This is a genomic window from Halorubrum amylolyticum (assembly GCF_004114995.1).
GTDB classification, from domain to species: Archaea; Halobacteriota; Halobacteria; order Halobacteriales; family Haloferacaceae; genus Halorubrum; species Halorubrum amylolyticum.
Genome location: NZ_SDJP01000028.1, coordinates 1 through 21,786, shown reverse-complemented (window position 1 = coordinate 21,786; position 21,786 = coordinate 1). Strand labels below are relative to the sequence as shown.

General features: G+C 70.9%; 23 protein-coding genes and 1 tRNA gene. 16 read left to right on the top strand and 8 right to left on the bottom strand.

Going from position 1 to position 21,786, the window contains the following annotated elements:
• Positions 1-16: 16 nt before the first annotated feature.
• Together ESO89_RS15080 and ESO89_RS15075 are read right to left on the bottom strand one after the other, a co-directional pair.
• Entirely contained in the window at positions 17-637 is a 621-nt protein-coding gene (locus ESO89_RS15080; protein WP_128906279.1) for a GNAT family N-acetyltransferase, read from the bottom strand.
• The gene (locus ESO89_RS15075; protein WP_128906278.1) at positions 634-1,002 is read right to left on the bottom strand and encodes a universal stress protein; all 369 of its coding nucleotides are present in this window, start codon (positions 1,000-1,002) and stop codon (positions 634-636) included. The genes ESO89_RS15080 and ESO89_RS15075 overlap by 4 nt, the downstream gene beginning before the upstream one ends.
• Positions 1,003-1,137: 135 nt before the next feature.
• Between ESO89_RS15075 and ESO89_RS15070 the strand changes: the two genes are divergently transcribed.
• Both ESO89_RS15070 and ESO89_RS15065 read left to right on the top strand, forming a co-directional pair.
• The gene (locus tag ESO89_RS15070) at positions 1,138-2,022 is read left to right on the top strand and encodes a DUF5806 family protein (RefSeq protein WP_206731777.1); all 885 of its coding nucleotides are present in this window, start codon (positions 1,138-1,140) and stop codon (positions 2,020-2,022) included.
• A gap of 2 nt (positions 2,023-2,024) precedes the next feature.
• On the top strand, positions 2,025-3,608 hold the full coding sequence (locus tag ESO89_RS15065) for a sensor histidine kinase (protein WP_128906277.1): 1,584 nt from the start codon (positions 2,025-2,027) through the stop codon (positions 3,606-3,608).
• A gap of 29 nt (positions 3,609-3,637) precedes the next feature.
• On the opposite strand, the gene ESO89_RS15060 is transcribed toward ESO89_RS15065, so the two are convergent.
• The 4 genes from ESO89_RS15060 to ESO89_RS15045 all read right to left on the bottom strand — a co-directional run bounded on the left by ESO89_RS15060 (position 3,638) and on the right by ESO89_RS15045 (position 7,821).
• The gene (locus ESO89_RS15060) at positions 3,638-5,371 is read right to left on the bottom strand and encodes an aldehyde ferredoxin oxidoreductase family protein (RefSeq protein WP_128906276.1); all 1,734 of its coding nucleotides are present in this window, start codon (positions 5,369-5,371) and stop codon (positions 3,638-3,640) included.
• A gap of 203 nt (positions 5,372-5,574) precedes the next feature.
• Positions 5,575-6,159, bottom strand: coding sequence for a YfcE family phosphodiesterase (locus ESO89_RS15055; protein ID WP_128906275.1), 585 nt, complete (start codon positions 6,157-6,159; stop codon positions 5,575-5,577).
• A 130-nt stretch (positions 6,160-6,289) separates the two neighbouring features.
• The gene (locus tag ESO89_RS15050) at positions 6,290-6,502 is read right to left on the bottom strand and encodes a hypothetical protein (RefSeq protein WP_128906296.1); all 213 of its coding nucleotides are present in this window, start codon (positions 6,500-6,502) and stop codon (positions 6,290-6,292) included.
• The gene (locus ESO89_RS15045; protein ID WP_128906274.1) at positions 6,490-7,821 is read right to left on the bottom strand and encodes a carboxylate--amine ligase; all 1,332 of its coding nucleotides are present in this window, start codon (positions 7,819-7,821) and stop codon (positions 6,490-6,492) included. The genes ESO89_RS15050 and ESO89_RS15045 overlap by 13 nt, the downstream gene beginning before the upstream one ends.
• A 148-nt stretch (positions 7,822-7,969) precedes the next feature.
• Between ESO89_RS15045 and ESO89_RS15040 the strand changes: the two genes are divergently transcribed.
• Positions 7,970-8,476 carry a DUF5813 family protein gene (locus ESO89_RS15040; protein WP_128906273.1) on the top strand — a complete coding sequence of 169 codons (507 nt, stop codon included), beginning with the start codon at positions 7,970-7,972 and terminating at the stop codon, positions 8,474-8,476.
• A 72-nt stretch (positions 8,477-8,548) separates the two neighbouring features.
• Positions 8,549-8,872, top strand: coding sequence for a hypothetical protein (locus ESO89_RS15035; protein ID WP_128906295.1), 324 nt, complete (start codon positions 8,549-8,551; stop codon positions 8,870-8,872).
• A 45-nt stretch (positions 8,873-8,917) separates the two neighbouring features.
• On the opposite strand, the gene tmk is transcribed toward ESO89_RS15035, so the two are convergent.
• The gene (tmk, locus tag ESO89_RS15030; protein ID WP_128906272.1) at positions 8,918-9,511 is read right to left on the bottom strand and encodes a dTMP kinase; all 594 of its coding nucleotides are present in this window, start codon (positions 9,509-9,511) and stop codon (positions 8,918-8,920) included.
• 145 nt (positions 9,512-9,656) lie between these two features.
• On the opposite strand from tmk, the gene ESO89_RS15025 reads away from it, so the two are divergent.
• The 8 genes from ESO89_RS15025 to ESO89_RS14990 all read left to right on the top strand — a co-directional run bounded on the left by ESO89_RS15025 (position 9,657) and on the right by ESO89_RS14990 (position 18,651).
• The gene (locus ESO89_RS15025) at positions 9,657-11,036 is read left to right on the top strand and encodes a hemolysin family protein (protein ID WP_128906271.1); all 1,380 of its coding nucleotides are present in this window, start codon (positions 9,657-9,659) and stop codon (positions 11,034-11,036) included.
• A gap of 127 nt (positions 11,037-11,163) precedes the next feature.
• Positions 11,164-12,033 carry a universal stress protein gene (locus tag ESO89_RS15020; protein ID WP_128906270.1) on the top strand — a complete coding sequence of 290 codons (870 nt, stop codon included), beginning with the start codon at positions 11,164-11,166 and terminating at the stop codon, positions 12,031-12,033.
• A gap of 100 nt (positions 12,034-12,133) precedes the next feature.
• Positions 12,134-13,030, top strand: coding sequence for a complex I NDUFA9 subunit family protein (locus tag ESO89_RS15015; protein WP_128906269.1), 897 nt, complete (start codon positions 12,134-12,136; stop codon positions 13,028-13,030).
• Between the two features lie 223 nt (positions 13,031-13,253).
• The gene (locus ESO89_RS15010) at positions 13,254-14,432 is read left to right on the top strand and encodes a tubulin/FtsZ family protein (protein ID WP_206731776.1); all 1,179 of its coding nucleotides are present in this window, start codon (positions 13,254-13,256) and stop codon (positions 14,430-14,432) included.
• 12 nt (positions 14,433-14,444) lie between these two features.
• On the top strand, positions 14,445-15,134 hold the full coding sequence (cofC, locus tag ESO89_RS15005) for a 2-phospho-L-lactate guanylyltransferase (protein WP_128906268.1): 690 nt from the start codon (positions 14,445-14,447) through the stop codon (positions 15,132-15,134).
• Positions 15,135-15,220: 86 nt separating this feature from the next.
• The gene (cofG, locus tag ESO89_RS15000) at positions 15,221-16,393 is read left to right on the top strand and encodes a 7,8-didemethyl-8-hydroxy-5-deazariboflavin synthase subunit CofG (RefSeq protein ID WP_128906267.1); all 1,173 of its coding nucleotides are present in this window, start codon (positions 15,221-15,223) and stop codon (positions 16,391-16,393) included.
• 135 nt (positions 16,394-16,528) lie between these two features.
• Entirely contained in the window at positions 16,529-17,389 is an 861-nt protein-coding gene (locus ESO89_RS14995; protein ID WP_128906266.1) for a mechanosensitive ion channel family protein, read from the top strand.
• A 95-nt stretch (positions 17,390-17,484) separates the two neighbouring features.
• Positions 17,485-18,651, top strand: a complete 1,167-nt coding sequence (locus ESO89_RS14990; RefSeq protein WP_128906265.1) for an inorganic phosphate transporter — start codon at positions 17,485-17,487, stop codon at positions 18,649-18,651.
• A 27-nt stretch (positions 18,652-18,678) separates the two neighbouring features.
• Here the strand turns inward: ESO89_RS14990 and ESO89_RS14985 are convergent, their stop codons facing one another.
• Entirely contained in the window at positions 18,679-19,359 is a 681-nt protein-coding gene (locus ESO89_RS14985) for an undecaprenyl diphosphate synthase family protein (RefSeq protein WP_128906264.1), read from the bottom strand.
• 141 nt (positions 19,360-19,500) lie between these two features.
• On the opposite strand from ESO89_RS14985, the gene ESO89_RS14980 reads away from it, so the two are divergent.
• The 4 genes from ESO89_RS14980 to sod form a co-directional block, all read left to right on the top strand.
• Positions 19,501-20,067 carry a hypothetical protein gene (locus ESO89_RS14980; protein WP_128906263.1) on the top strand — a complete coding sequence of 189 codons (567 nt, stop codon included), beginning with the start codon at positions 19,501-19,503 and terminating at the stop codon, positions 20,065-20,067.
• 56 nt (positions 20,068-20,123) lie between these two features.
• Entirely contained in the window at positions 20,124-20,828 is a 705-nt protein-coding gene (locus tag ESO89_RS14975; RefSeq protein ID WP_128906262.1) for a hypothetical protein, read from the top strand.
• A 60-nt stretch (positions 20,829-20,888) separates the two neighbouring features.
• Positions 20,889-20,972: transfer RNA gene (locus tag ESO89_RS14970), tRNA-Ser, on the top strand.
• Positions 20,973-21,331: 359 nt separating this feature from the next.
• On the top strand, positions 21,332-21,786 hold a 455-nt coding region (gene sod, locus ESO89_RS14965), incomplete at its 3' end, for a superoxide dismutase [Mn] (protein WP_164932812.1).

Here is a 21,786-nt window from a genome sequence, read left to right as displayed (position 1 = left end):
GGGCGAGTCGCGTGGCCTAGTCGGCGTCCCCGCCAGAGTCGGTCTCCCCGTCCCCGCCAGAGTCGGTCTCCCCGTCCCCGCCAGAGTCGGTCTCCCCGTCCGCGTCCGGGTTCAGCCGGAGCCCCATCTCCAGCTCGAAGCTCTCGGCGTCGGAGGTCTCGAACCCGATCTTCTTGTACAGCGAGACGGCCGCGCGGTTCCACCGCTCGACGGTGAGCCACACCTTCCGGACGCCCTCGGCCTGTCCGTGGCCGAGCAGCCCCCGGATGAGGTGCGTGCCGATGCCCGCGCGTTGGTACTCCTGATGGACGAAGATCGCCAGCTCGTAGGCGTCGTCGTCGGGCACCAGCGTCGCGTGGCCGGCGGCCTCGTCGCCGCACCACGCGATCACGTTGAGGCAGTCGTCGCCGAGGATCGCGTCTAACCACTCGCGGATGCGGTCCTCGCCGCCCGGCGGGATGCCCTGCGCGCGGTCGGCGGGGTCGAAGGCGTCGTACATCTCGACGAGCGCCTCGTACCCCTCCTCGGTGCCCTCGTAGGGACGGATCTCGACGGTGCGGCCCTCCCGATCGGTGAACTCCGTGGGCGGAGCGGGGAACTCGTCGGCCACCGCCTCGGGGAATCCACGGTCGCTCATCTGACCAGCGTGACGGACGTCTTTGCGTTCAACAGGACGAACTCGGCGATCGACCCGATCGTGATCTTCCCCATCGGGCTCGTGTGGCCGCCGCCGAGGACGATCTCCTCGAACCCCTCCGTCTCGGCGATCTCCACGAGCCGGCTCCCCGGATCGCCCTCGACCAGCCGGACCTCGGCGTCGAGCCCCGCCTCCTCGACCGCCGACTCGGCCCGTCGCGCGACCTCGTCCGGCTCCACCGACGAGTTCGGGTTCTCGACCACCGCGACCGTGAGGTCGTCGTCCGCGACCGCCGCCCGCTCGACGGTCCGGTCGAGCGCGCGGAACGAGTCGTCGCTGCCGCCGATCCCGCAAAGCACCTTCATACGACTCACGTCCGCACCCCGGTACAAAAATGGATCTCCGATCGGCGGTCGATCTCGGTGGTCCCGGCGGTCCCGACGATTCCAGACTCGACCCCACCGACAACCCTTTTGTTCGGGGGTAAGGTTACTAAAGACATGAACGAACCAACCGATCCCGCGTCGGACGAGGGATCGGACGACGCCCCCGAGACCGCGGACGCCACGGCGGAGGGGTCGGAGCCGGTCGACGACTCCTCGGCGACGGATGCCGACGGGATCGACGGCGAAACGCCCGGCGGCGCGACGTCAGACGACGGGGCACCAGATGGCGAAATTCCGGACGACAACGCGCCAGATGACGAGACCCCCAACGACGAAGCGGACGGGCGGGGTGCGGGCAGCGACAGCGGAGGCGACGCGATCGACGGTGACACCGGGGGCGCCGATCGGGAGCAGGAGCAAGCGCAAGAACAGGAACAAGCGCAAGAACAGGAACAAGCGCAGGGGCAGATCCCCCCGGAGGTCCGCAAGTACGAGCGGTTCAAGAAGATGGACGGGGCGCGCTACGAGCGCGTCAACGACTTCCTCCGCGACCGGACGTACATCACGGCCCGGGAGTGGGCGATCGCGCGGCTCTGCGCCGACTTCCGCACCGAGACGGGCGTCGAGATGACGAAGATCGGCGAGAATCTCCCCGAGCTGGTCCCCTTCATGACCGACACGTACACGCCGCAGGCGGTCAATCAGGCGCGGTACTCCTTCGAGGAGAAGGTGACGAAGGCGGGCGCGACGTTCCTCTACGGCGCGATGTCCGGCTTCTTCACCGCGGAGGACTTAGACGAGATGATGTACGAGGTGACGGAGGTCGCGAAGTTCCTGCTGGAGGTCGAGGGGGTCGACCTCGCGGTCGCCGACGAGCTCGAAGCGGAGGACAAGATCAGCGAGGTGATGCGCGAGGTGCGCGCCTCCTCCGCGGACCTCCGCGGCGAGGAGGTCCGGTGTCCCGAGTGCGGGCACGTCCACGAGCCGAGCGAGGAGTAGCGATGGAGCGATTCCCGGAGGCGTTGGAGGGCATCCCTGACGCGGTCGTGATCGTCGACGGCGACGGCGTCGTCCGGGCCGGAAACGGACGGGTCGAGACGGTCCTCGGGTACACGCCGGCGGGGGTGGAGGGGACCGACTTCGAGACGCTGCTGTACGACCCCGACGACGGCGCGGCCGGCGAGGAGCTCCACCGCTACGTCGCCGAGCCCGAGCCGCGCTCGATGGCGGCGAGCCTGGACCTGTGCGCGCGGCGCGCCGACGGGACGGAGGTGCCCGTGACGCTCAGCCTCGGCCCGTTCGAGCGCGACGGCGAGACGTACCTCGTCGCCACGATCGTCGACGTCAGGGAGGAGCGCGCCCAGCAGGCAGAGCTCCACCGCCGGACGCGGACGCTGGAGGCCCTTCACGAGGCGACCCAAGACCTGCTGAAGACGACCGACCGGGAGTTCGCCGCGGAGTCCGCGGTCGAGTACGTCGAGGAGGTGCTCGGGCACCCGATCGCGGCGATCTGGCTGTACGACGAGGACCGCGACCTCCTCGATCCGGTCGTCTGGACCGACGCGGCCGACGAGCTCGTCGGCGATCACCCGACCTTCGCCCCGGAGGCGTCCAGCATCTCGTGGGAAGTGTTCGAGTCCGGAGAGCCGGCGTACGTGGCGGACACGCACGCCGACCCGGAGCGGCACAACCCTGACTCGCCGATCCGCAGCGAGCTGATCCTCCCGCTCGGCCGGTACGGGCTCATCAACGTCGGAACCACGGAACCGGACGCGTTCGACGAGTCCGACCTCGCCGTCGCGCGCCTCTGGGCGGCCACCGTCACGATGGTGTTCGTCCGGATCGAGCGGGAGCGTCAGCTCCGGGTCCGCGAGCGGGAGATCGCCCGCGAGCGCGACCGGCTGGAGGAATTCGCCGGCCTCGTCTCCCACGACCTCCGGAGCCCGCTCAACGTCGCGACGGGGAACCTCGATCTGGTCCGCGATCGCCTCCGAGCTGAGCACGAGGACATGGCCGAGATCGACACCGTCGCCCGCTCGCTCGAACGGATGGAGGCGCTGGTGGAGGACATGCTGACGCTCGCGCGGCAGGGAGCCGCCATCGACGAGACGGAGCCGGTCTCGCTCGCGGGGCTGGCGGAGGAGTGCTGGGACAGCGTGGACACCGCGTCCGCCGAGCTCGTCGTCGCCGACGACCTCCGGCTCCGCACCGACCGGAGCCGACTCCGACAGGCGCTGGAGAACCTGTTCGCCAACGCGGTCGCCCACGCCGACGAGTCGGTCCGCGTCGAGATCGGCGTCCTCCCCGACGACGGCGGATTCTACGTCGAGGACGACGGCCCCGGCGTCCCCGCGGACCGGCGCGGCGAGGTGTTCGACGCCGGCGTCTCGACCGACCCGGAGGGGACCGGCTTCGGCCTCAAGATCGTCGCCGAGGTGGCCGACGCGCACGGGTGGACCCTCGACCTCGTCGACGCCGCCGACGGCGGCGCGCGGTTCGAGTTCCGCGGGATCGAGACCGCGGGCGCCCGCCCGGATGCGGACGCCGGGAGCTCCGACCTCGACGAACCAGACACGGGCGGCTGAGGCGCCGAGCGCCTCGTCCGTGCCGCCGGCTAGTCGTCCGCAGACGCGTTTCCGCTTCCGGCGTCCAGATCGCTCCGATCGCCGCCGTACCCCGGAACGGTCCCGTCCTCGGTCCAGCCGCGGAGCGCGTAGTACTCCGAGAGCCCCGCCTCGAAGCCGTCGATGGCGTCGGCGTAGGGGAGGGTGTCGTCCCCGCGGTCGAAGCCGCGGGCGTTGTTGAACGCGCGCTCCAACTCGACGATCCGGGCGCCCAGACCGAGCAGGTCGTCGTAGTCGGCGTCGAGGAGGGCGGCGAGCCGGTCGTCGGTGACGGTGCCCCGCGAGAACTTACAGATCACCGCCGAGTCGAGCACGGCGTTGCGGTTCTCCTTGGCCACGAGCTTCGGCGGCTTCCCCTCTAGCCCCGTGGGATCGAGCGCGTCCTCGTTGCCGACGAGCGGGTACTCGTACGGGTAGAACTCGCCGTACATGTGGTCCGCGCCGCGGTTCGCGGTCGCGAACGCGAGCCCCTGCCCGTTGAGCGCGCGGCCGTCGTGGCCGGAGAACTCCATCCCCTTCACCGTCCAGTCGTCGGCGCCGAACTCCTCGTGGGCGCGGTGGACGCCCTCCGCCAGTTTGTCGCCGACGCCCTCGCGGTAGGCGATCTGCTCGACGAGCGACCGGACGAGGTCGGCGTTGCCGAACTCGTCTTCGCTCTCTAAGAACATCGAGACGACGTCCCCGCAGGAGATGGTGTCCATCCCGAGCTCGTCGCACAGCTCGTTCGCGCGCATGACGTCGACGACGTCGTCGACGCCCGCGTTCGAGCCGAACGCCATCACCGTCTCGAACTCCGGCCCCTCGGTCTCGACGCCCGTCTCCTCGTCGCGCGTCGGGAGCTTGCAGGCGAACGCGCAGCTGGAGCAGGTCCCCTTCTTGTGCTTCTTCTCCTCGACGCGGTCGCCGGAGATCCCCGCGGCGCCCTCGAAGGAGGTCTCGGCGAAGTAGTACGACGGGAGCGCGTCCACCTCGTTGGCTAGCTCCGTCACGCTCGTCGTCCCCTGTCGCTTCATGATCGAGTCGGAGGTAGCCGCCTCGCGGTGGACGTCGCCGGCCTCGTCGGGCCAGTCGAGGTCGATCTCGAGTTCTGCATCGCCGTCGAAGGTGAGCGCCTTCACGCCCTTCGCGCCGAGGACCGCGCCGAGCCCGCCGCGCCCGAACGCCCGCGTGTCGGAGGTCATGACCGACGCGAACCGGACCCCGTTCTCGCCCGCGGGGCCGACGCAGGCGACGTGTTCGGGCTTCAGGTCGTGGCTCTCGGCGAACCGGTCGGAGACGGCCGACACCTCCGTCTGCTCCAGGTCCGGAACTTCCTCAAAGGTCACGTCCGGCTCGCCGTCCTCGCCGATCTCGCGGACGTGGACCGCGAGCAGGTCGTCGCTCGCGCCGACGAGCTCGACCGCGGCGTACCCCGCGCCGGTGAAGTTCCGCGAGAGGAACCCGCCCGCGTTCGACGAGCACAGCCCGTCCGTGAGCGGCGAGAGCGCCGTGGCCGCCATCCGGCCGGTGTAGGAGGTCGTCGAGTACTGCATCGGTCCCGTCGAGAGGTAGAGCCGGTTCTCGGCGCCGAGCGGGTCGGCGTCGAACGGGACCCGGTCGTACGCCAGCGACGTGTTGAGGCCGCGCCCGCCGACGAACGCGTCCAGCCGGTCGTCGATGGGCGTCGCCGACGCCGTCCGGTCCGTCAGGTCGATCGTGAGGAGGGGTCCCCGCGCGTGTCGCATACCGGGATCTGCACGGGAGCGGCGATAAAACTCCGGGTGCCGCCGGGCGACGGAAGGGACTCCAGGCTGCCCGTCCGTCAGTCCGCCCCGTCCGTCAGTCCGCCCCGTCCGTCAGTCCGTCCCGTCCGTCAGTCCGTCCCGTCCGTCAGTCCGTCCCGTCCGTCAGTCCGTCCCGTCCGTCAGTCCGCCCCGTCCGCGGTCGGCTACGTGTCGAGCTCGTAGTGGGTCACCGCGTCGGGGTCCGCGGGCTCGTCGCGGGCGTCGGTGTCGAGGACCGCGACCCGGAAGGCGTCGTCCGCGCCGTCGACCGGAATGGGGAGCCCGCCGGGGTTCACCCGCACCGTGCCGTTCCGCTCCTCGACCCCGTGCGCGTGGGTGTGACCGTGGAACACGTAGTCGTGGTCGCCGCAGTCGACGAGGGCGTCGACGACGACAGCGCTCGTGCCGTGAGTCACGGCGACGTCGACGGCACCGCCGTCCGCATCGCGGGTGCCGTCGCCAGCATCGGAGCCGCCGCCGAACGAGAGCGTCCCCGCCTCGCCGAGATAGGTGCCGAAGGCGTCGACGGTCGACCCGACCGCCCACTCCCCGTCGTTGTTGCCCCGGACGGCGTAGAAGTCGAAGCCGCCGTCCGGGCCGTCGCCGGCGTCGAACGGGGTCACGGAGAAGGGCGCGACGAAGTCGCCGCAGTGGACGACGGCGTCGACGCCCTCGCGTTCGAACAGCGCTACGGCCGCCTCGACGGCGGCGAGGTCGTCGTGGGTGTCGGAGACGATGCCGACGCGCATGGTCGACCCTCGCGCTCCGGGGAGTTAAACGGCGGGCGATCGCGGGTCCGCGACCCACACGCGCTCCGCCCCGAGCGAGGCTCCCCGATCACGCTCTCGGAGGGTTCGCGTCCGCTTCGCCGACGCCGGCTCAGGGGAGTATCGTGAACGCGCCGAATCCCGTCACGAGAGCGACGGCGGCGACGACGACCCCCGCGACGCGCATCATCAGGATACGCGTCTCATTCGGTTCGATCCGCGTCGTCCCGTCGAGTCCGTGCGCCCGCCAGCCGGTCAGCCGCCGGGGAAATGCGGCCATCGCGAGAGCGCCGCACCGCCGGCGCGACGGCGTCAGCAGGCGCAGTAGTAGTCGCGGTCGACGAACTCCGTCTCGAACAGGTTCGCGGCCGGCGCGGGGTCGGAGGGGCGGTAGACGCCGGTCGTCAGGTCCCCCTCGCGCTCGAAGTCGCCGGCGACGAGTCGCCGCCAGTCGACGACAGACAGCTGGTCCCAGAAGGCGTCGTCGCCGGCGAGCAGCGCGAGGTAGTCGCGGAGGTACACCCACCGCGTCGGCTCGACGCCCGACGACTCGTACTCGGCGTCGGTGACCGCGGCGTACGCCGCCATCGGGAGGTTCGCGCCCGCGGCGACCGGCATCCCGATCCACTTCCACGGCCGGGTGTTGACGTCGAGCAGGAGGAACTCCTCGCGGTCGGCGTCGTAGACGAACTCCGCCTCGCTGATCCCGTGGTAGCCGGCGTCGTCGAGCACCGCCAGCGCGCGCGCCTCGATCTCCGGCTCGTCCGCCGTCTCCACCAGACAGGAGGTGCCGAACTGCTGGGGGTACCGCACCGCGGCGTTGCCGACGACGGCGAGCGCGTCGTCGACGCCTGCGGGCGGGACGTACGACGCGAGCGAGTGGTCCTTCCCGGTCGCGATGTCGACGCGATTCTGGGCCATCACGGCGATCCCTGCCTCCCGGGCGGCCGCGACCGCGTCCGCGAACTCCTCGCGGTCGGCGACCTCCAGCACGTTGGTGCCGAACGCTTCCTCGAAGTCGCGCTTGAGTTCGGGTTTCACGACGAGCGGGAAGCCGAGCGCCTCGGCCGCCTCGTCGAGGGTGGCGTCGGCGTCCGGCGTTCCCGTCGCCGCGTCCGCCGTCTCTTCGAGCCGGTACGTCTCGGGGTACGGGACGCCGAGCGCCTCGCAGGTCGCGTACAGCTCCGACTTGTTCAACACGTCGTCGAGCGTGTCGATCCCGGCGAAGGGGAGCCGGACGCCCTCGGGGTCCGCCCGCGCGTACGCCAGCGCCCACTCGTCCATACAGCCGAACGCGACCGCCTCGCGGCCGATCGCGTCGACGATCGCCTCCACGTCCTCGCGGAACCCGTCGAGGTCGTCGAGGGGGTACGTCACCGCGCCCGCGAAGTCGACCGCGTCGGACGGGGGCGCGAGCCCGTCGTGGCGGCGGGTGCCGTCGTCGCCGGCCCCGTCGCCTCCGCCCGCGCTCGCGCCGTCGCCGGGACGGTCGAGCGCGATCACGGGCACGTCGTGGGCGTCGAGCGCGCGGGCGACGCCGAGTCCGGTCACGTGTGCGTTGCTGACGAGGGCCGGCGGACGGTCGAAGGAGGCGTCCGCGAGCGCGTCGATCAGCGCCTCAGTCGAGCGGAACTGCGCTGCCATACCCGCCATCGTCGGTCCGGATACAAAGGCGCACCAGTACCGGCCCGGCGTGCCACTACCGGTGACGGGGCGGACGACCCGCGGACGCCGACCGATCGGCTCGTCCCCGACGCAACGCGCTTTTGGTCGCGCCGCGCCACGCCCCGGTATGAGCGAGACCGATCTGTCGGACCGCGTCCGCCGCGCGTTCGCGGACCACGGCTCCTTCGAGCCCGCGGGCGACGGCGTCTGGACCGCGGAGACGACCCCCTTCGACGCCGAGGTGCGCGCCGAGCCCGCCGCGGACGGCCGGGTCAGCTTCGGGGTGACCGTCCGGGTGCCGACCCTCTCCGCGACGGCGGCCGACGAGGTCGCCGACGTGGTCGAGGAGGGGTGGATCGAGACGTTCGAACTCCGCGTCGTCGACGTGGGCGGCGTCACCCGCGGCGACCACGAGTTCGACCCGACCGTGTCGATCGGCGACGACGAGATCGAGATCGACTTCGAGCTGACCGAGATCAACGAGCGGCGCGGCGTCGACGACGCCGGCGCGCTGATCGACTTCGTCGAGGGGACGTACGTGCAGGGCGTCATCCCCGGCTACGAGTACGCGGAGCCGCTCGACGGACTGCTCTCGGCGGCGCGCCAGCAGGGGAACAGCGGCGGCGGGTTCTAGCCGTCCCGGCGCGTGTGCCCCCGGACCGCCCCCGGCCGATAGGGGCAAATGGCGGGAACCCCTACGGCGGGTATGCTCGCGCTGTTCGGGTTCGTCAGCCTCGTCGCCCTCGTGGCCTTCCACACGCTTATCGCCGGGGTGGCGACACGCTTTTTCAGGCTCCGGCTGAACACCTCGTGGGGGTCGGTCGTGTACACCCTCGTGTTGACCCCGATGCTGCTTCTGATCTCGATGCTGGTGTTCACCGGCGTCCTCAACGTCGGGATCGGGATCGACCTCGGCAGTCCGACGCTGGTCGTCGCGCTGCTCGTCGCGCTCCCCGTCGTGCTCGGGGCGGCGATCGATTACCTCTACGTCCCGTCCCCGGACGACGTGGAACTGCCGGACACGAACTGACGGCGACGCCGCAGAAAGCGACGCCGCAGAAAGCGACGCCGCGGCCTACTCCTCGACCAACTCGGCGACGACCTCCTCGACCCGCGCGATGACCGCCTCCGGCGACCGCGAGGCGTCGACGCGGACGAACTGCCCCGGCTCGGCGTCGATCAGCCGCTCGTAGTTTTTCCGGACCGCGGCGAGGTAGCCGTCCTGCTCGAACTTGTTCGTCCGGCCCGCGCGCTCGGCGGCCTCTCTCGCGTCCAGATCGAGGTATATCGTCGCGTCCGGCGGCCGCGAGAAGGCGGCGTGAATGCCCCTTATGTACTCCAGCGGGCGGTCGATGTCGACGTCGCTGGCCGCGAGCGTCGCCGCCTGATACGCGAACCGCGAGTCGGAGTAGCGGTCGGAGATCACGAGGTCGCCGTCGGCGAGCGCGGGCTCGATCGTCCCCGAGAGGTGGTCCGCGTGGTCGGCCGTCAACAGGAACAGCTCCGCGAGCGGGTCGGCGTCGTCGGTCGCGATCGAGCGGTCGACCGCCTCGCCGTACCAGCTGTCGGTGGGCTCGCGGGTGAACGTCGCGTCGGGGTACACGTCGTGGAGCGCCTCCCAGACGGTGGTCTTCCCGCTTCCGTCGAGCCCCTCCAGCGTGATCAGCATGGTCGCGCTCCGGCGCGACGAGGAATAAACGGCGCGGGTTGCGACGGACTCCCTTTTTAGTGGCTCCGCGTGGAACCGCCGGCATGGTCGCCGACACCCGCGACACCCGTCACACCCGTCACGCTCTCGCGCCGCGGAGGCGCCGATGGTAGACGTCGCGATCTCCGTCACCCGGGTGGTCGCGGCGCTCGTGTTGGTCGCCTTGAACGGCTTCTTCGTCGCCGCCGAGTTCGCGTTCGTCCGCGTCCGCGCCACCTCGGTCGAGCAGCTGGTCGCGGAGGGGCGGCCCGGCTCCGGGGCGCTCCAGGACGTGATGGGGAGCCTCGACGACTACCTCGCGGCGACACAGCTCGGGATCACGATCGCGTCGCTCGGCCTCGGGTGGATCGGCGAGCCCGCGGTCGCCGCGCTGATCGAGCCGGTGCTCGGCCCGCTGCTCCCCGCGAACCTCGTCCACCTCGTCGCGTTCGCGATCGGGTTCAGCGTCATCACCTTCCTCCACGTCGTGTTCGGCGAGCTGGCGCCGAAGACGATCGCCATCGCGCAGGCGGAGCGCGTCGCGATGCTCCTGGCGCCGCCGATGAAGCTCTCCTACTACCTGTTCTCGCCCGGCATCGTCGTGTTCAACGGGGCGGCCAACGCCTTCACGCGCATGATCGGCGTCCCGCCGGCCTCGGAGACGGACGAGACGATGGAGGAGCGGGAGATCCGCCGCGTGCTCGCGCGCTCCGGCGAGGCGGGACACGTCGCCGACGCCGAGGTCGAGATGATCGACGCCGTCTTCGAGCTCGACGACACCGTGGTCCGAGAGGCGATGGTCCCGCGACCGGACGTGCGGAGCGTCCCGGCGGACGCGGACCTCGCCGCGATCCGCGCGACCGTGCTCGACGCGGGCCACACGCGCTACCCGGTGGTGGCGGCCGACGACGCGGACCGCGTGGTCGGCTTCGTCGACGTGAAGGACGTGCTGCGCGCGGGCGAGGCGGGCGACGAGTCGGTCACCGCCGGCGACCTCGCGCGCGACCTCGTGATCGTCCCCGAGACCACGTCGCTGAGCGACCTCCTCGTGCAGTTCCGCGACGAGCGCCGGCAGATGGCCGCGGTCGTCGACGAGTGGGGCGCCTTCGAGGGGATCGCCACCGTCGAGGACGCGGTCGAGGCGCTCGTCGGCGACCTCCGCGACGAGTTCGACGCCGACCGCGGCGAGCACACGATCCGGAAGACCGGCGCGGGGGCCTACGAGGCCGACGGCTCGGTGTCGCTGTCCGTCGTCAACGACGCGCTCGGCACCGACTTCGACGGCGACGGGTTCGAGACGCTCGGCGGGCTCGTGCTCGATCGGCTCGGCCGCACCCCGGAGACCGGGGACGCGGTCGCGGCCGGCGACTACGTCTTCGAGGTCACGGCCGTCGACGGCGCCCGGATCTCGACGGTCCGGATCGAGGCGGTCGACGGGGGGAGTGACGGACACGGGAACGGGGGCGGCGAAGCGACCGACGGGACCGACGCCACGGGCGGCGCCTGACGCCGGCAGTTCCCCGCCGAGACGAACCGCCGCGGCGCATCCCTGCGAGCGCGAACCGCCGTGGTCGCGTTCCCGAGAGCGCGAACCGCCGCGGCCCTTTTTACCCGCAGGCCGCGACCGTGGGCGTATGTTCGACCGCATCCTGTTCCCGACCGACGGCGGCGACGGGGCGAGCGCCGCGTTCGATCACGTCCTCGATCTGGCCGCCGACCACGGTGCGACCGTCCACGTCCTCAACGTCGCCGACACGACCCACGACAGCGTCACGCGGATCGGCGGCGAGGTCGTCGACGTGCTCGAACGCGAGGGCGAGGAGGTCGTCGAGGCGGCCGCGGACCGCGCCGCCGACCGGGGCGTCGAGACGGTGACCGATGTGCTACAGGGCGGCGTCGCCGAGACGATCGCGGCGTACGCCGGGGAGTACGGGATAGATCTCGTCGCCATGCCGACCCGCGGCCGGACGGGGTTCGACCGCCTGCTCCTCGGGAGCACCACCGAGCGCGTCGTCCGGGAGTCGACCGTGCCGGTGCTCAGCGTTCGGCCCGACGGCGAGACGATGCGGTACCCCTACCGGAACGTCCTCGTGCCGACGGACGGGAGCGAGCGCGCCGGCGACGCGCTCGACCGGGCGCTGGCGCTCGCCGACCGCGCGGGCGCGACGGTCCACGTCCTCTCGGTCGTCGGCGTGGGGAGCGTCGGGATCGAGGGGTACGCGGGCGTGGACGCGCTGGTCGAGGGGGCCGAGGAGACGGTCGCGGAGGCGGCGGCGACCGCCGAGGAGGCGGGCATCGAGGCCGTGGAGGCGGTCGAGGTCGGGTCGTCCGCGGCGCGCGGGATCGAGGCGTACGTCGACGAGAACGACATCGACCTCGTGGTCATGGGGACGCAGGGGCGGACCGGGGTCGAGCGGTACCTGCTCGGGAGCGTCGCCGAGCGCACCGTCCGCACGTCTCCGGTGCCGGTGTTGACTGTCTCCGAACCGGACGAGAGGGACTGATTCGGGTCATCGAGGCGAGTCGGAGCGACCGATCCGAACCGCCCGCAGCCGCGTCTGACGCCGCGGTAGGTTTACGGACGTTCCGTCCGACGTAAAGCGCATGAGAGTGTTGGTAGCCGGCGGAACCGGATTCATCGGGTCGTATCTCTGCCGCGCGCTCGCGGACGGAGGGCACGAGGTGACGGCCCTCTCGCGATCGTCGAGCGACACCCCCGAGGGGGTCGCGTCCGCGACGGGCGACGTCACCGACTACGACTCGATCGCCGGGGTGGTCGAGGGGCAGGACGCGGTGGTGAACCTCGTCGCGCTCTCGCCGCTGTTCGAGCCGAAGGGCGGGAACGTCATGCATGACCGGATTCACCGGGGCGGCACGGAGAACCTCGTGCGCGCCGCCGAGGAGGGCGGCGCCGGGCGGTTCCTCCAACTGAGCGCGCTCGGGGCCGACGCCGACGGCGACACCGCCTACATCCGCGCGAAGGGCGAAGCCGAGGCGATCGTCCGCGAGAGCGGCCTCGACTGGACGATCTTCCGGCCGTCGGTCGTCTTTGGCGAGGGCGGCGAGTTCGTCTCGTTCACCAAGCGGCTGAAGGGGATGTTCGCGCCGGGCGTCCCGCTGTACCCGCTTCCGGGCGGCGGGAAAACCCGTTTCCAGCCGATCCACGTCGAGGACCTCGTCCCGATGCTGGTCGCGGCGCTGGAGGAGGACGAGCACGTCGGCGAGACGTACGAGGTCGGCGGACCGGAGACCCTGACCCTGCGCGAGGTGACCGACCTCGTGTACGAGGCCGAGAAGAAGGGGGTCACGATCGTCCCCCTGCCGATGCCGCTCGCCCGGATCGGGCTCAGCGTCCTCGGCGCCGTCCCGGGGTTCCCGATGGGGGCCGACCAGTACCGGTCGCTGAAGTTCGACAACACGACCGCCGACAACGACGTGGCGGCGTTCGGCGTCGACCCCGCCGAACTGACCACTCTCGGAGCGCACCTCGGGGTGGCGTGATGGCGGCGACGGTCGAGGCGCCGCGATCCCGATCCGGCGCGGCTCCGGCGCGGCTCCGGACGAATCGGAAGCGGTCCGAGGGACGGCGACGCCGCGCGACCGGCGGACCGGGAACCGTCCGGGCGTTCGTGTCAACGAATCGGATATCACGGGTAATAACGGCAACCGAAGGCTTAAATACGCGATCACGTTCTGTTCATTCCAAAGGCGGAGGGAGCATACGATGAAACTTGCAATGATCGGATTCGGACAGGCGGGGGGGAAAGTTGTCGACAAGTTCTTGGAGTACGACAAGCGGACGGGGTCGGAGATCGTCCGTGCGGCCGCGGCCGTCAACACGGCCAAGGCCGACCTCATGGGCCTCGAGCACATCTCCGAGGACCAGCGCGTGCTCATCGGCCAGTCGCGGGTGAAGGGCCACGGCGTCGGCGCCGACAACGAGCTCGGCGCGGAGATCGCCGAGGAGGACATCGACGAGGTGCAGGGCGCGATCGACTCGATCCCGGTCCACGAGGTCGACGCGTTCCTCGTCGTCGCCGGGCTCGGCGGCGGGACCGGCTCCGGCGGCGCGCCGGTGCTCGCGAAACACCTCAAGCGGATCTACACCGAGCCAGTCTACGGGCTCGGCATCCTGCCGGGCAGCGACGAGGGTGGCATCTACACCCTCAACGCGGCCCGCTCGTTCCAGACGTTCGTCCGCGAGGTGGACAACCTGATGGTGTTCGACAACGACGCCTGGCGGAAGACCGGCGAGTCCGTGCAGGGCGGCTACGAGGAGATCAACGAGGAGATCGTCCGGCGGTTCGGTATCCTCTTCGGCGCGGGCGAGATCCAGCAGGGTCAAGAGGTGGCCGAGAGCGTCGTCGACTCCTCGGAGATCATCAACACGCTCTCTGGCGGCGGCGTCTCCACGGTCGGCTACGCCGAGGAGGAGGTCGAGGAGCGCACCTCGGGCGGGCTGCTCTCGCGGCTCCGCAACGACGACGACGGCGACGAACTCGACAGCGCGCACACCACGAACCGGATCACCAGCCTCGTCCGGAAGGCGGCGCTGGGGCGGCTCACGCTTCCCTGTGAGATCGAGGGCGCCGAGCGCGCGCTCCTCGTGCTCGCGGGACCGCCGGAGTACCTCAACCGGAAGGGTATCGAGCGCGGCCGGAAGTGGCTCGAAGAGCAGACCGGCTCGATGGAGGTCCGGGGCGGCGACTACCCGTACCGCGGCGCCGGCTTCGTCGCGACCGTCATCCTGCTCGCGGGCGTCACCAACGTCCCGCGGATCAAGGAGCTCCAGCAGGTCGCCATCGAGGCGCAGGACAACTTAGACGAGATCCGCGAGGAGAGCGACGAGAACCTCGACGAGCTCGTCAGCGACGACAGCGACGAGCTGGAATCCCTGTTCTAGGGCGACCTCCCGATGGAGGTCCTCGTCCCGTTTTCGACCGACCGCCCCAAGTCGAGACTCTCCGCCGTCCTCTCCCCCGCCGAGCGCGCCGCGTTCGCGCGGGCGATGCTCCGGGACGTGCTCGACGCGGTCGCGGCGGCCGGCGCCGAACCGCGGGTGTTGGCGACCGGCGCGGTCGACGCCGACCTCCCCTGTCCGGTGACGGTCGACGACCGCCCGCTGACGGAGGCGGTCAACGCGGCGCTCGACGCCCGACTCGGAGACGGCGGAGACGGCGGAGACGACGGCGACGCCGCCGAACGCGTCGCCGTCGTCATGGCCGACCTCGCGCTCGCGACGCCGGACGCCCTGCGGCAGCTGTTCGCGGCCGGCCGCGAGGCCGACGTGGCGATCGCTCCCGGGCGCGGCGGCGGGACGAACGCGCTGGTCGTCGGGCGGCCGGCGTTCCGGGTCGACTACCACGGCGCCTCCTACCTCGACCACCGCCGGATCGCCGAGGAGATCGGCGCGAGCGTCGCAAGCGTCGACTCCCACCGGCTCGCGACCGACGCCGACGAACCGGCCGACCTCGCGGAGCTTCTGATCCACGCCGAGGCTGACGCCGCCGACGCCGGCGACGGCGGGAGAGCGGCGCGGTGGCTCCGCGACGCCGGCTTCGCGCTCGATGCGACGGACGGGCGGGTCGGCGTCGAGCGGGAGTAGCCGGGGAGTCGGGTCGGGACCGAGCCGCCAGCGCGGTCAGATCCGCGACCGCGATCCTTTTTGAGTCCCGGCGGCGAGAGGCGAACGTGTTCGCGGCCGCCGAGGAGTACGGGATCGGGATCGAGCCCGACGCCGAGCGCGTCGAGCGACTGCTCTCGGTCACCCCGGACGACGTCGAGCCCGCAGACCGGCTCACGTTCGCCCGGAACGTCTTCGTTCCGCTGACGACCGCGTGCCGGTACACCTGCACGTACTGCACCTACTACGACGTGCCCGGCGAGGCGTCGCTGCTGTCGCCCGAGGAGGTCCGGCGGCGCTGTCGCGTCGGGGCCGACGCCGGCTGCACGGAGGCGCTGTTCACCTTCGGCGACGAGCCCGACGACCGGTACGCCGCGGTCCACGACCAGCTCGACGAGTGGGGGTACGACTCGATCGTGGAGTACCTCCGCCGCGCCTGCGAGATCGCCTTGGAGGAGGGGCTGCTCCCGCACTCGAACCCGGGCGACCTCACCGAAAGCCAGTTCGCCGACCTCCGCGACGTGAACGCGTCGATGGGCGTCATGCTGGAGACGACCGCCGACGTCGACGCGCATTCGGGGGGCCGACGAAAGACCCCCGGCCAGCGGCTCAACACGATCCGCGCGGCCGGCCGGCAGGGCGTCCCGTTCACGACCGGAATTCTGGTCGGCATCGGCGAGGACCCGCGCGACCGCGCGGAGAGCCTGCTCGCGATCCGCGAGCTCCACGAGCGACACGGCCACGTTCAGGAGGTGATCGTCCAGAACGTCGTCCCGAACGAGCGGTCGGACTTCGCGAAGCCCGATCTCGGAACGATGCGCCGGGTCGTCGCGATGGCGCGGGCCGCGCTCCCGCCGGAGGTGTCGGTGCAGGTGCCGCCGAACCTCTCGCCCGCGGCCGACCTCGTCGACTGCGGGATCGACGACCTCGGCGGCGTCTCCCCCGTCACCGACGACTACGTCAACCCCGACTACGCGTGGCCCGATCTCGACGGCCTCCGGGCGGTCGCCGACGCGGGTGGAATGCCGCTGCGCGAGCGGCTCCCGACCTACGCGCGGTACCTCCCCGACGGGCTCGGGCCGGCCGGCGTCGCTCCCGCCCCGGCGCCGACGAGCCGCGACGCGTGGGTCCCAGCGGCGGTCCGCGACCGGATGCGCGTCGACGACCCGCACGGGCGTCGCCTCCGAGGCGTCGCGAGGGGAGACGGTCCGCTCGACCCTCGACCGGCGCACGGTGACTGAGCGGCGGCGGGCACGAGGATGCGACCGATCCCGCGCGCCCCGCGACGATCGGGAAACGCTCGACCGGCGGCGGACCCCGGATAAACAACTGCGCTGCCAGTAGCTTCTTTAAATACCCCTCCGAATGGGGGGACGATGGTACTCCTACAGCTCGACGCGATCGCGAGCGCGGTCGACCTCGCCGGCATCGCGACGGCGGTGGCCGGCTTCGTCGCCGGTTTCCTCGCCGTGTTGTTGTTCGGGAAGTACGCGTTCGTTCCGGGTGTACGCCGGGTCCTCGGGTCGCGGGGGTTCGACGACGCGGTCCGGAGCCTCGGGACGAGAGTCGCTAACGCGATCGTGTGGGTCGCGGCGATCGCGATCGGGTTCACGGTCGCCGGCTACGGCGCGTTCCTCTCGGCGTTCGCCGTCTTCGGCGGCGCCATCGCGCTCGCGGTCGGCTTCGCGGCGCAGGACCTCCTCGGCAACTTCGTCGCCGGGATCTTCATCCTGAAGGACAAGCCGTTCGAGGTCGGCGACTGGATCGAGTGGAACGGGAACGCCGGCCGCGTCGAAGATATCGACCTACGAGTCTCTCGGGTCCGGACCTTCGATAACGAGCGGATCACGGTGCCGAACGGCGATCTGGCGAACAACGCCGTCACCAATCCGGTCGCCTACGAGACGCTGCGCCAGAAGTTCGTCTTCGGGATCGGCTACGACGACGACATCTCACGGGCCACCGACATCATCGTCGAGAAGGCGGAGGCCCACGAGGATATCCTCGACGACCCCGCGCCCTCGGTCCGGCTCGTGAGCCTCGGCGACTCCGACGTGGGGCTCCAGTGTCGCTGGTGGATCGACGAGCCCGACCGCGGCGACTTCGTCCGCGTGCGCTCGGAGTACGTCACCGCGGTGAAGGAGGCGTTCGACGAGGCCGGCATCGACATCCCGTACGTCCACCGACAGCTCACCGGGAGCGTCGAGGTCGTCGAGTCGGTCGCGGCCGACGAGTAGCGTTCGGATCGCGCCGTCGGCCCCCGGCCGCGCACCGACCCGTCGGGGGCGTGAACCTGTTCGCTTAACCCGTCGTGTGTCGTTGTGTCGAGCGTATGGTCGAGCTTCTGCTTCTCGTCGGGTTCGTGGTCGCGGCGTTCGTCGGGTACAATATCGGCGGCGCGACGACCGGCCCGGCGTTCGGACCGGCGGTGGGTGCGGACGTGATATCGAAGGCCGGCGCCGCGGCGCTGATGTCGGTGTTCTTCTTCGTCGGTGCCGGGACGCTGGGCCAGCGCGTCGTGACGACGCTCGGCGAGGACCTAGTCACCGGCGGCAGCGTGTTCACGCTGGAGACGAGCATCGTCGTCCTCTTTTTCATCGGCGGCGCGCTGTTCGTCGGCAACTTCGCCGGCGTGCCCGCGTCGACGTCGATGACGGCGGTCGGCGCCATCGCGGGACTCGGGCTGGCGACGGGCACCCTCGATCGGGCCGTGATGGGCGAGATCGCCATCTGGTGGATCGTCGCGCCGATCATCGGGTTCTGGGTCTCGGGCGTCGTCGGGCGGTACTTCTACCCCGCGATCGACAGCTGGGTGGCGATCGAGAGCACCGACGGCGCGCTGTTCCAGTTCGACCGGTCGGGGATCGTCCCGAAGCCCGTACCGGGTCCGAACACGACGCGCCGCGAGCTGGTCGGCGGGTTCGTCGTCATCGCGATCGGCTGTCTGATGGCCTTCTCCTCGGGCACGTCGAACATCGCGAACGCGATCGCGCCGCTCGTCGCGCTCGACAACGTCGAGATGACGCCGATGATCCTCCTCGGGAGCGCCGCGGTCGCGGTCGGGGCCTTCACGATCGCGCGCCGGACCCTCGACACGCTCGGCAACGATATCACCGACCTCCCGCTGACCGCGGCGATCGTCGTCGCCTGCGTCTCCTCCGGGATCGTCATCAGCCTCTCGGCGGTGGGAATCCCGGCGTCGTTCGTCATCATCGCGACGATGTCGATCGTCGGCCTCGGGTGGGGACGCGCGACCCGGACCGTGACGGTCAGACAGGGGATCAGCGGCGAGAAGGAGCCGAAAGTCTCGGTGGGCGCGCTGAAGGCCGACGAGACGGGACCGATCGGCGAGGGCGACCCGTCGGACATCCCCTCCGCCGCCGACCTGTTCAACCCGACCACGAGCGCGCGCGTCGTGCTGATGCAGAACGTCGTCCCGATCCTCTCGACCGTCGGGGCGCTCGTCACGTTCACGATCCTGTTCCGGTTCGTCTGGTAGGGCGCGAACGCGTTCCCCCGCGTCCGCCTATCGACCGAACCGCCGCTGCCGGTCTTGGAAGTCGAGGACCGCCCGGAGGTAATCTCGTTTTCTGAAATCTCGCCAGTTCACGTCGGTGAAGTAGAGCTCGGCGTACACCGACTGCCAGATCGCGAAGTCCGAGAGCCGCTCGGCGCCGGTCTTGATCACGAGGTCCGGCTCCTCGGGGAACACCAGCCGGTCCGAGACGTCGGCAGCGTCGATCGACTCCGGATCGAGCTCGCCGGCGTCCACGTCGGCCGCGATCTCACGGACTGCGGCCGCGAACTCCGCTTTCCCGCCGAGCCCGACCGTGATCCGGATCGGCGCGTCGTCCGGTCGCTCGTCGCGCGCTCCCCGTCCCGAGCGGCTTCGAGCATCGCTTCCGGAACCGGTCGCACCCCCGTCGAGCGCCGCGTCTTCCGGCCCCCGAACGACGAGCCGCCGGGGGGCGTCGACCTGACGGAGTTCGCGGACGAGCGTCGGGACGACGGCGGCGTCGAGCACGGACACCGAGACGGTGACGCGTTCCGCGCCGTACTCGAAGGCCCACCCGAGCGCGGCCGAGAGGGTGTCGAACGCGCCGTCGGCGAGGAGGTCGCGCTCGGTGATGACGATGGCGACGTGTTCGGGCGGATCGGCGTCGTGGAGGCGGTGACGGACGGCGAGGTACGTGTCGTACAGGCCCACGTGAGGTGGTCCCGCCGCGAGGTATAAAAGCTCACGTCCGCCGGCGTCGCGGTCGACGGGGCGACGGACCCGACCCGCGCTCCCGTGGTGATCGCGGGCGGCGACGAGGGGTTTAATTCGCCCTCGGCCGTAGCGCCGCCGATGGCAGACAGCTACCGCGGGGTGTTCGGTGCGATCCCCTACGCGATCCGCGAGACGGAGTCGTGGACCATGCGCGTATACGGCGTGATCGGGGCGCTCGCGGCCGGGCTGATCGCGACGGTCGTCGCTCTCGCGCTCGTCGTCTGGATGGCCGAGACCGCGGACGTGCAGGGCGGGACGTTCCTGTTCTCGCGGTCGCTGTACGTGATCGCCGGGTTCGCCGCGGTCGCGCCGCTGCTCGCGCCCCTGCTGTTCGTCGCCCGCCGGCACCGCCGCGGCGACCCCGTGAAACCGGGGTACGACCGGAAGCTCGCGTACGGCGGGTTCCTGTTCCTCGTCTCGCTGTACGTCGGGATGGTCATCTCCGCGCCGGCGGCGCTCCGCGAGCCGACCGAATCGGCCGTCGTCGGCGCCCTCTACGGGCTCCCGCAGATCGCCGGCGTCGTGCCGCCGGTCCTCGCCGCCCTCGTCGTCTTCGCGATCCACTACCGGCTTCGGGGAACCGGCGGAAGCGGCGAGGCGACGCACACGGCCGGCGCGACCGACGCGACCGACACCGACGACTAAAGCGTCCGTTTGTCCCTCGGGTACGTATATCCCTCCGGCGCGACACCGTTCCTCCGATGAGACGACGCTCCGTACTCACCGGAATCGCCGCGGCCTCCGCGATCGGCCTCGCCGGCTGTGCGGGTGTCCCGACCGACGGAACCGGCGAAAGCGATGCCCCGTCGGTCGCGGAGGGGTTCGCGGGAGACGCCACGGGCGACGCCGACGGCGACGACACTGAGGGAACTCCCGAGCCGGACCGTCCGGGGTGCGAGGTCGAGTCGGCGGTGATCGACGTCGACGTCGGCGGCGAGACGCGCGAGTTCGAGACCGCCGCGACGGTCCCGTACCCGGCTTCGCCGGCAGCGGTCGGGGAGGCGTCGTCGGCCGAGGAGACGGTGTCGGTCGAGGAGGCCGCGATCGCCGACTACGTCCCGGCGTTCGAGGAGGCGTACCTCACGCACGAGATCCTCTGTGACCGGACCGGATCGGGGCACGTCTTGAGCGTCGACTACCGGACGGACCGGATCGAAGGGTTCGACCGCGACGGGGGCGGTCGGCTCGTGTACCTGCGGTACGCCGGCGGCGCCACGGCGGGCGTCGACGGCGACGGGGGGATGTGGCAGGCCGACATCGGGTTCTCGGCGGTCCTGTACGCGGTCGACGCTACCGGCGCGGCGCGGGTCGAACTCGACGACCCGCGCGACAGGAGCCGTTCGGAGATCCGGTCCGAGCTACCGAATCCAGTCGAGGCGGGCGATCTCGTGGCCGTCTTCGAGTGACCCCGACGGATCGGGCGACACCGACACCCCTTAGTCGGACGCTCCCGACGGTCCGGGTGCGGTGGGATGGCAGAGTGGCCCATTGCGCCGGTCTTGAAAACCGGTAGCCTCACGGCTTCCTGGGTTCGAATCCCAGTCCCACCGTAAGCGCGCGACGCACTCCGTGTCGCGCGCGTCTCGTGCGGAGATTCGAAGCCTGCGAGTCGCAGCGCCCGAACATCGTGAGGGCGACCGTCTCGCATCGGTTCGAATCCCAGTCCCACCGTAAGCGCACGGCGCATGTGCGCGTCCCGTGTCGGTGTCGAGAAACCGCTATCAGTTACGTCTCGGATCGACGCCGAGACCGACCGGCCCGCTCCCACGATCCGCGTCGGCCTGAACCGCGAGCGTAGCGCTCTCGATCCGCGGCGATCGAGACCCGCCGCGTCCGATGACGCGTGGTATCGTGTGCCGCATTATCTTTAACAGGATACCGGCACATGTTAGGGACAGGTGATTCAACGATGAGCTACGAACTCGATCCGTTACCGTACGAGTACGACGCGTTAGAGCCGCACATTTCCGAGCAGGTGCTGGAATGGCATCACGACACCCACCATCAGGGGTACGTGAACGGGTGGAACGCGGCCGAGGAGACGCTCGAGGAGAACCGCGACGCGGGCGACTTCTCGTCGTCGGGCGGCGCCATGCGGAACGTGACACACAATTCGTCGGGGCACATCCTCCACGACCTGTTCTGGCAGAACATGAGCCCGGCGGGCGGCGACGAGCCGTCGGGCGCGCTGGCGGAGCAGATCGAGGAGGACTTCGGCTCCTACGAGGCGTGGAAGGGCGAGTTCGAGGCGGCGGCCTCCGCGGCGAGCGGCTGGGCATTGCTCGTGTACGACACGTTCTCGAACCGGCTGCGCAACGTCGTGGTCGACAAACACGACCAGGGCGCGATCTGGGGCGGCCACCC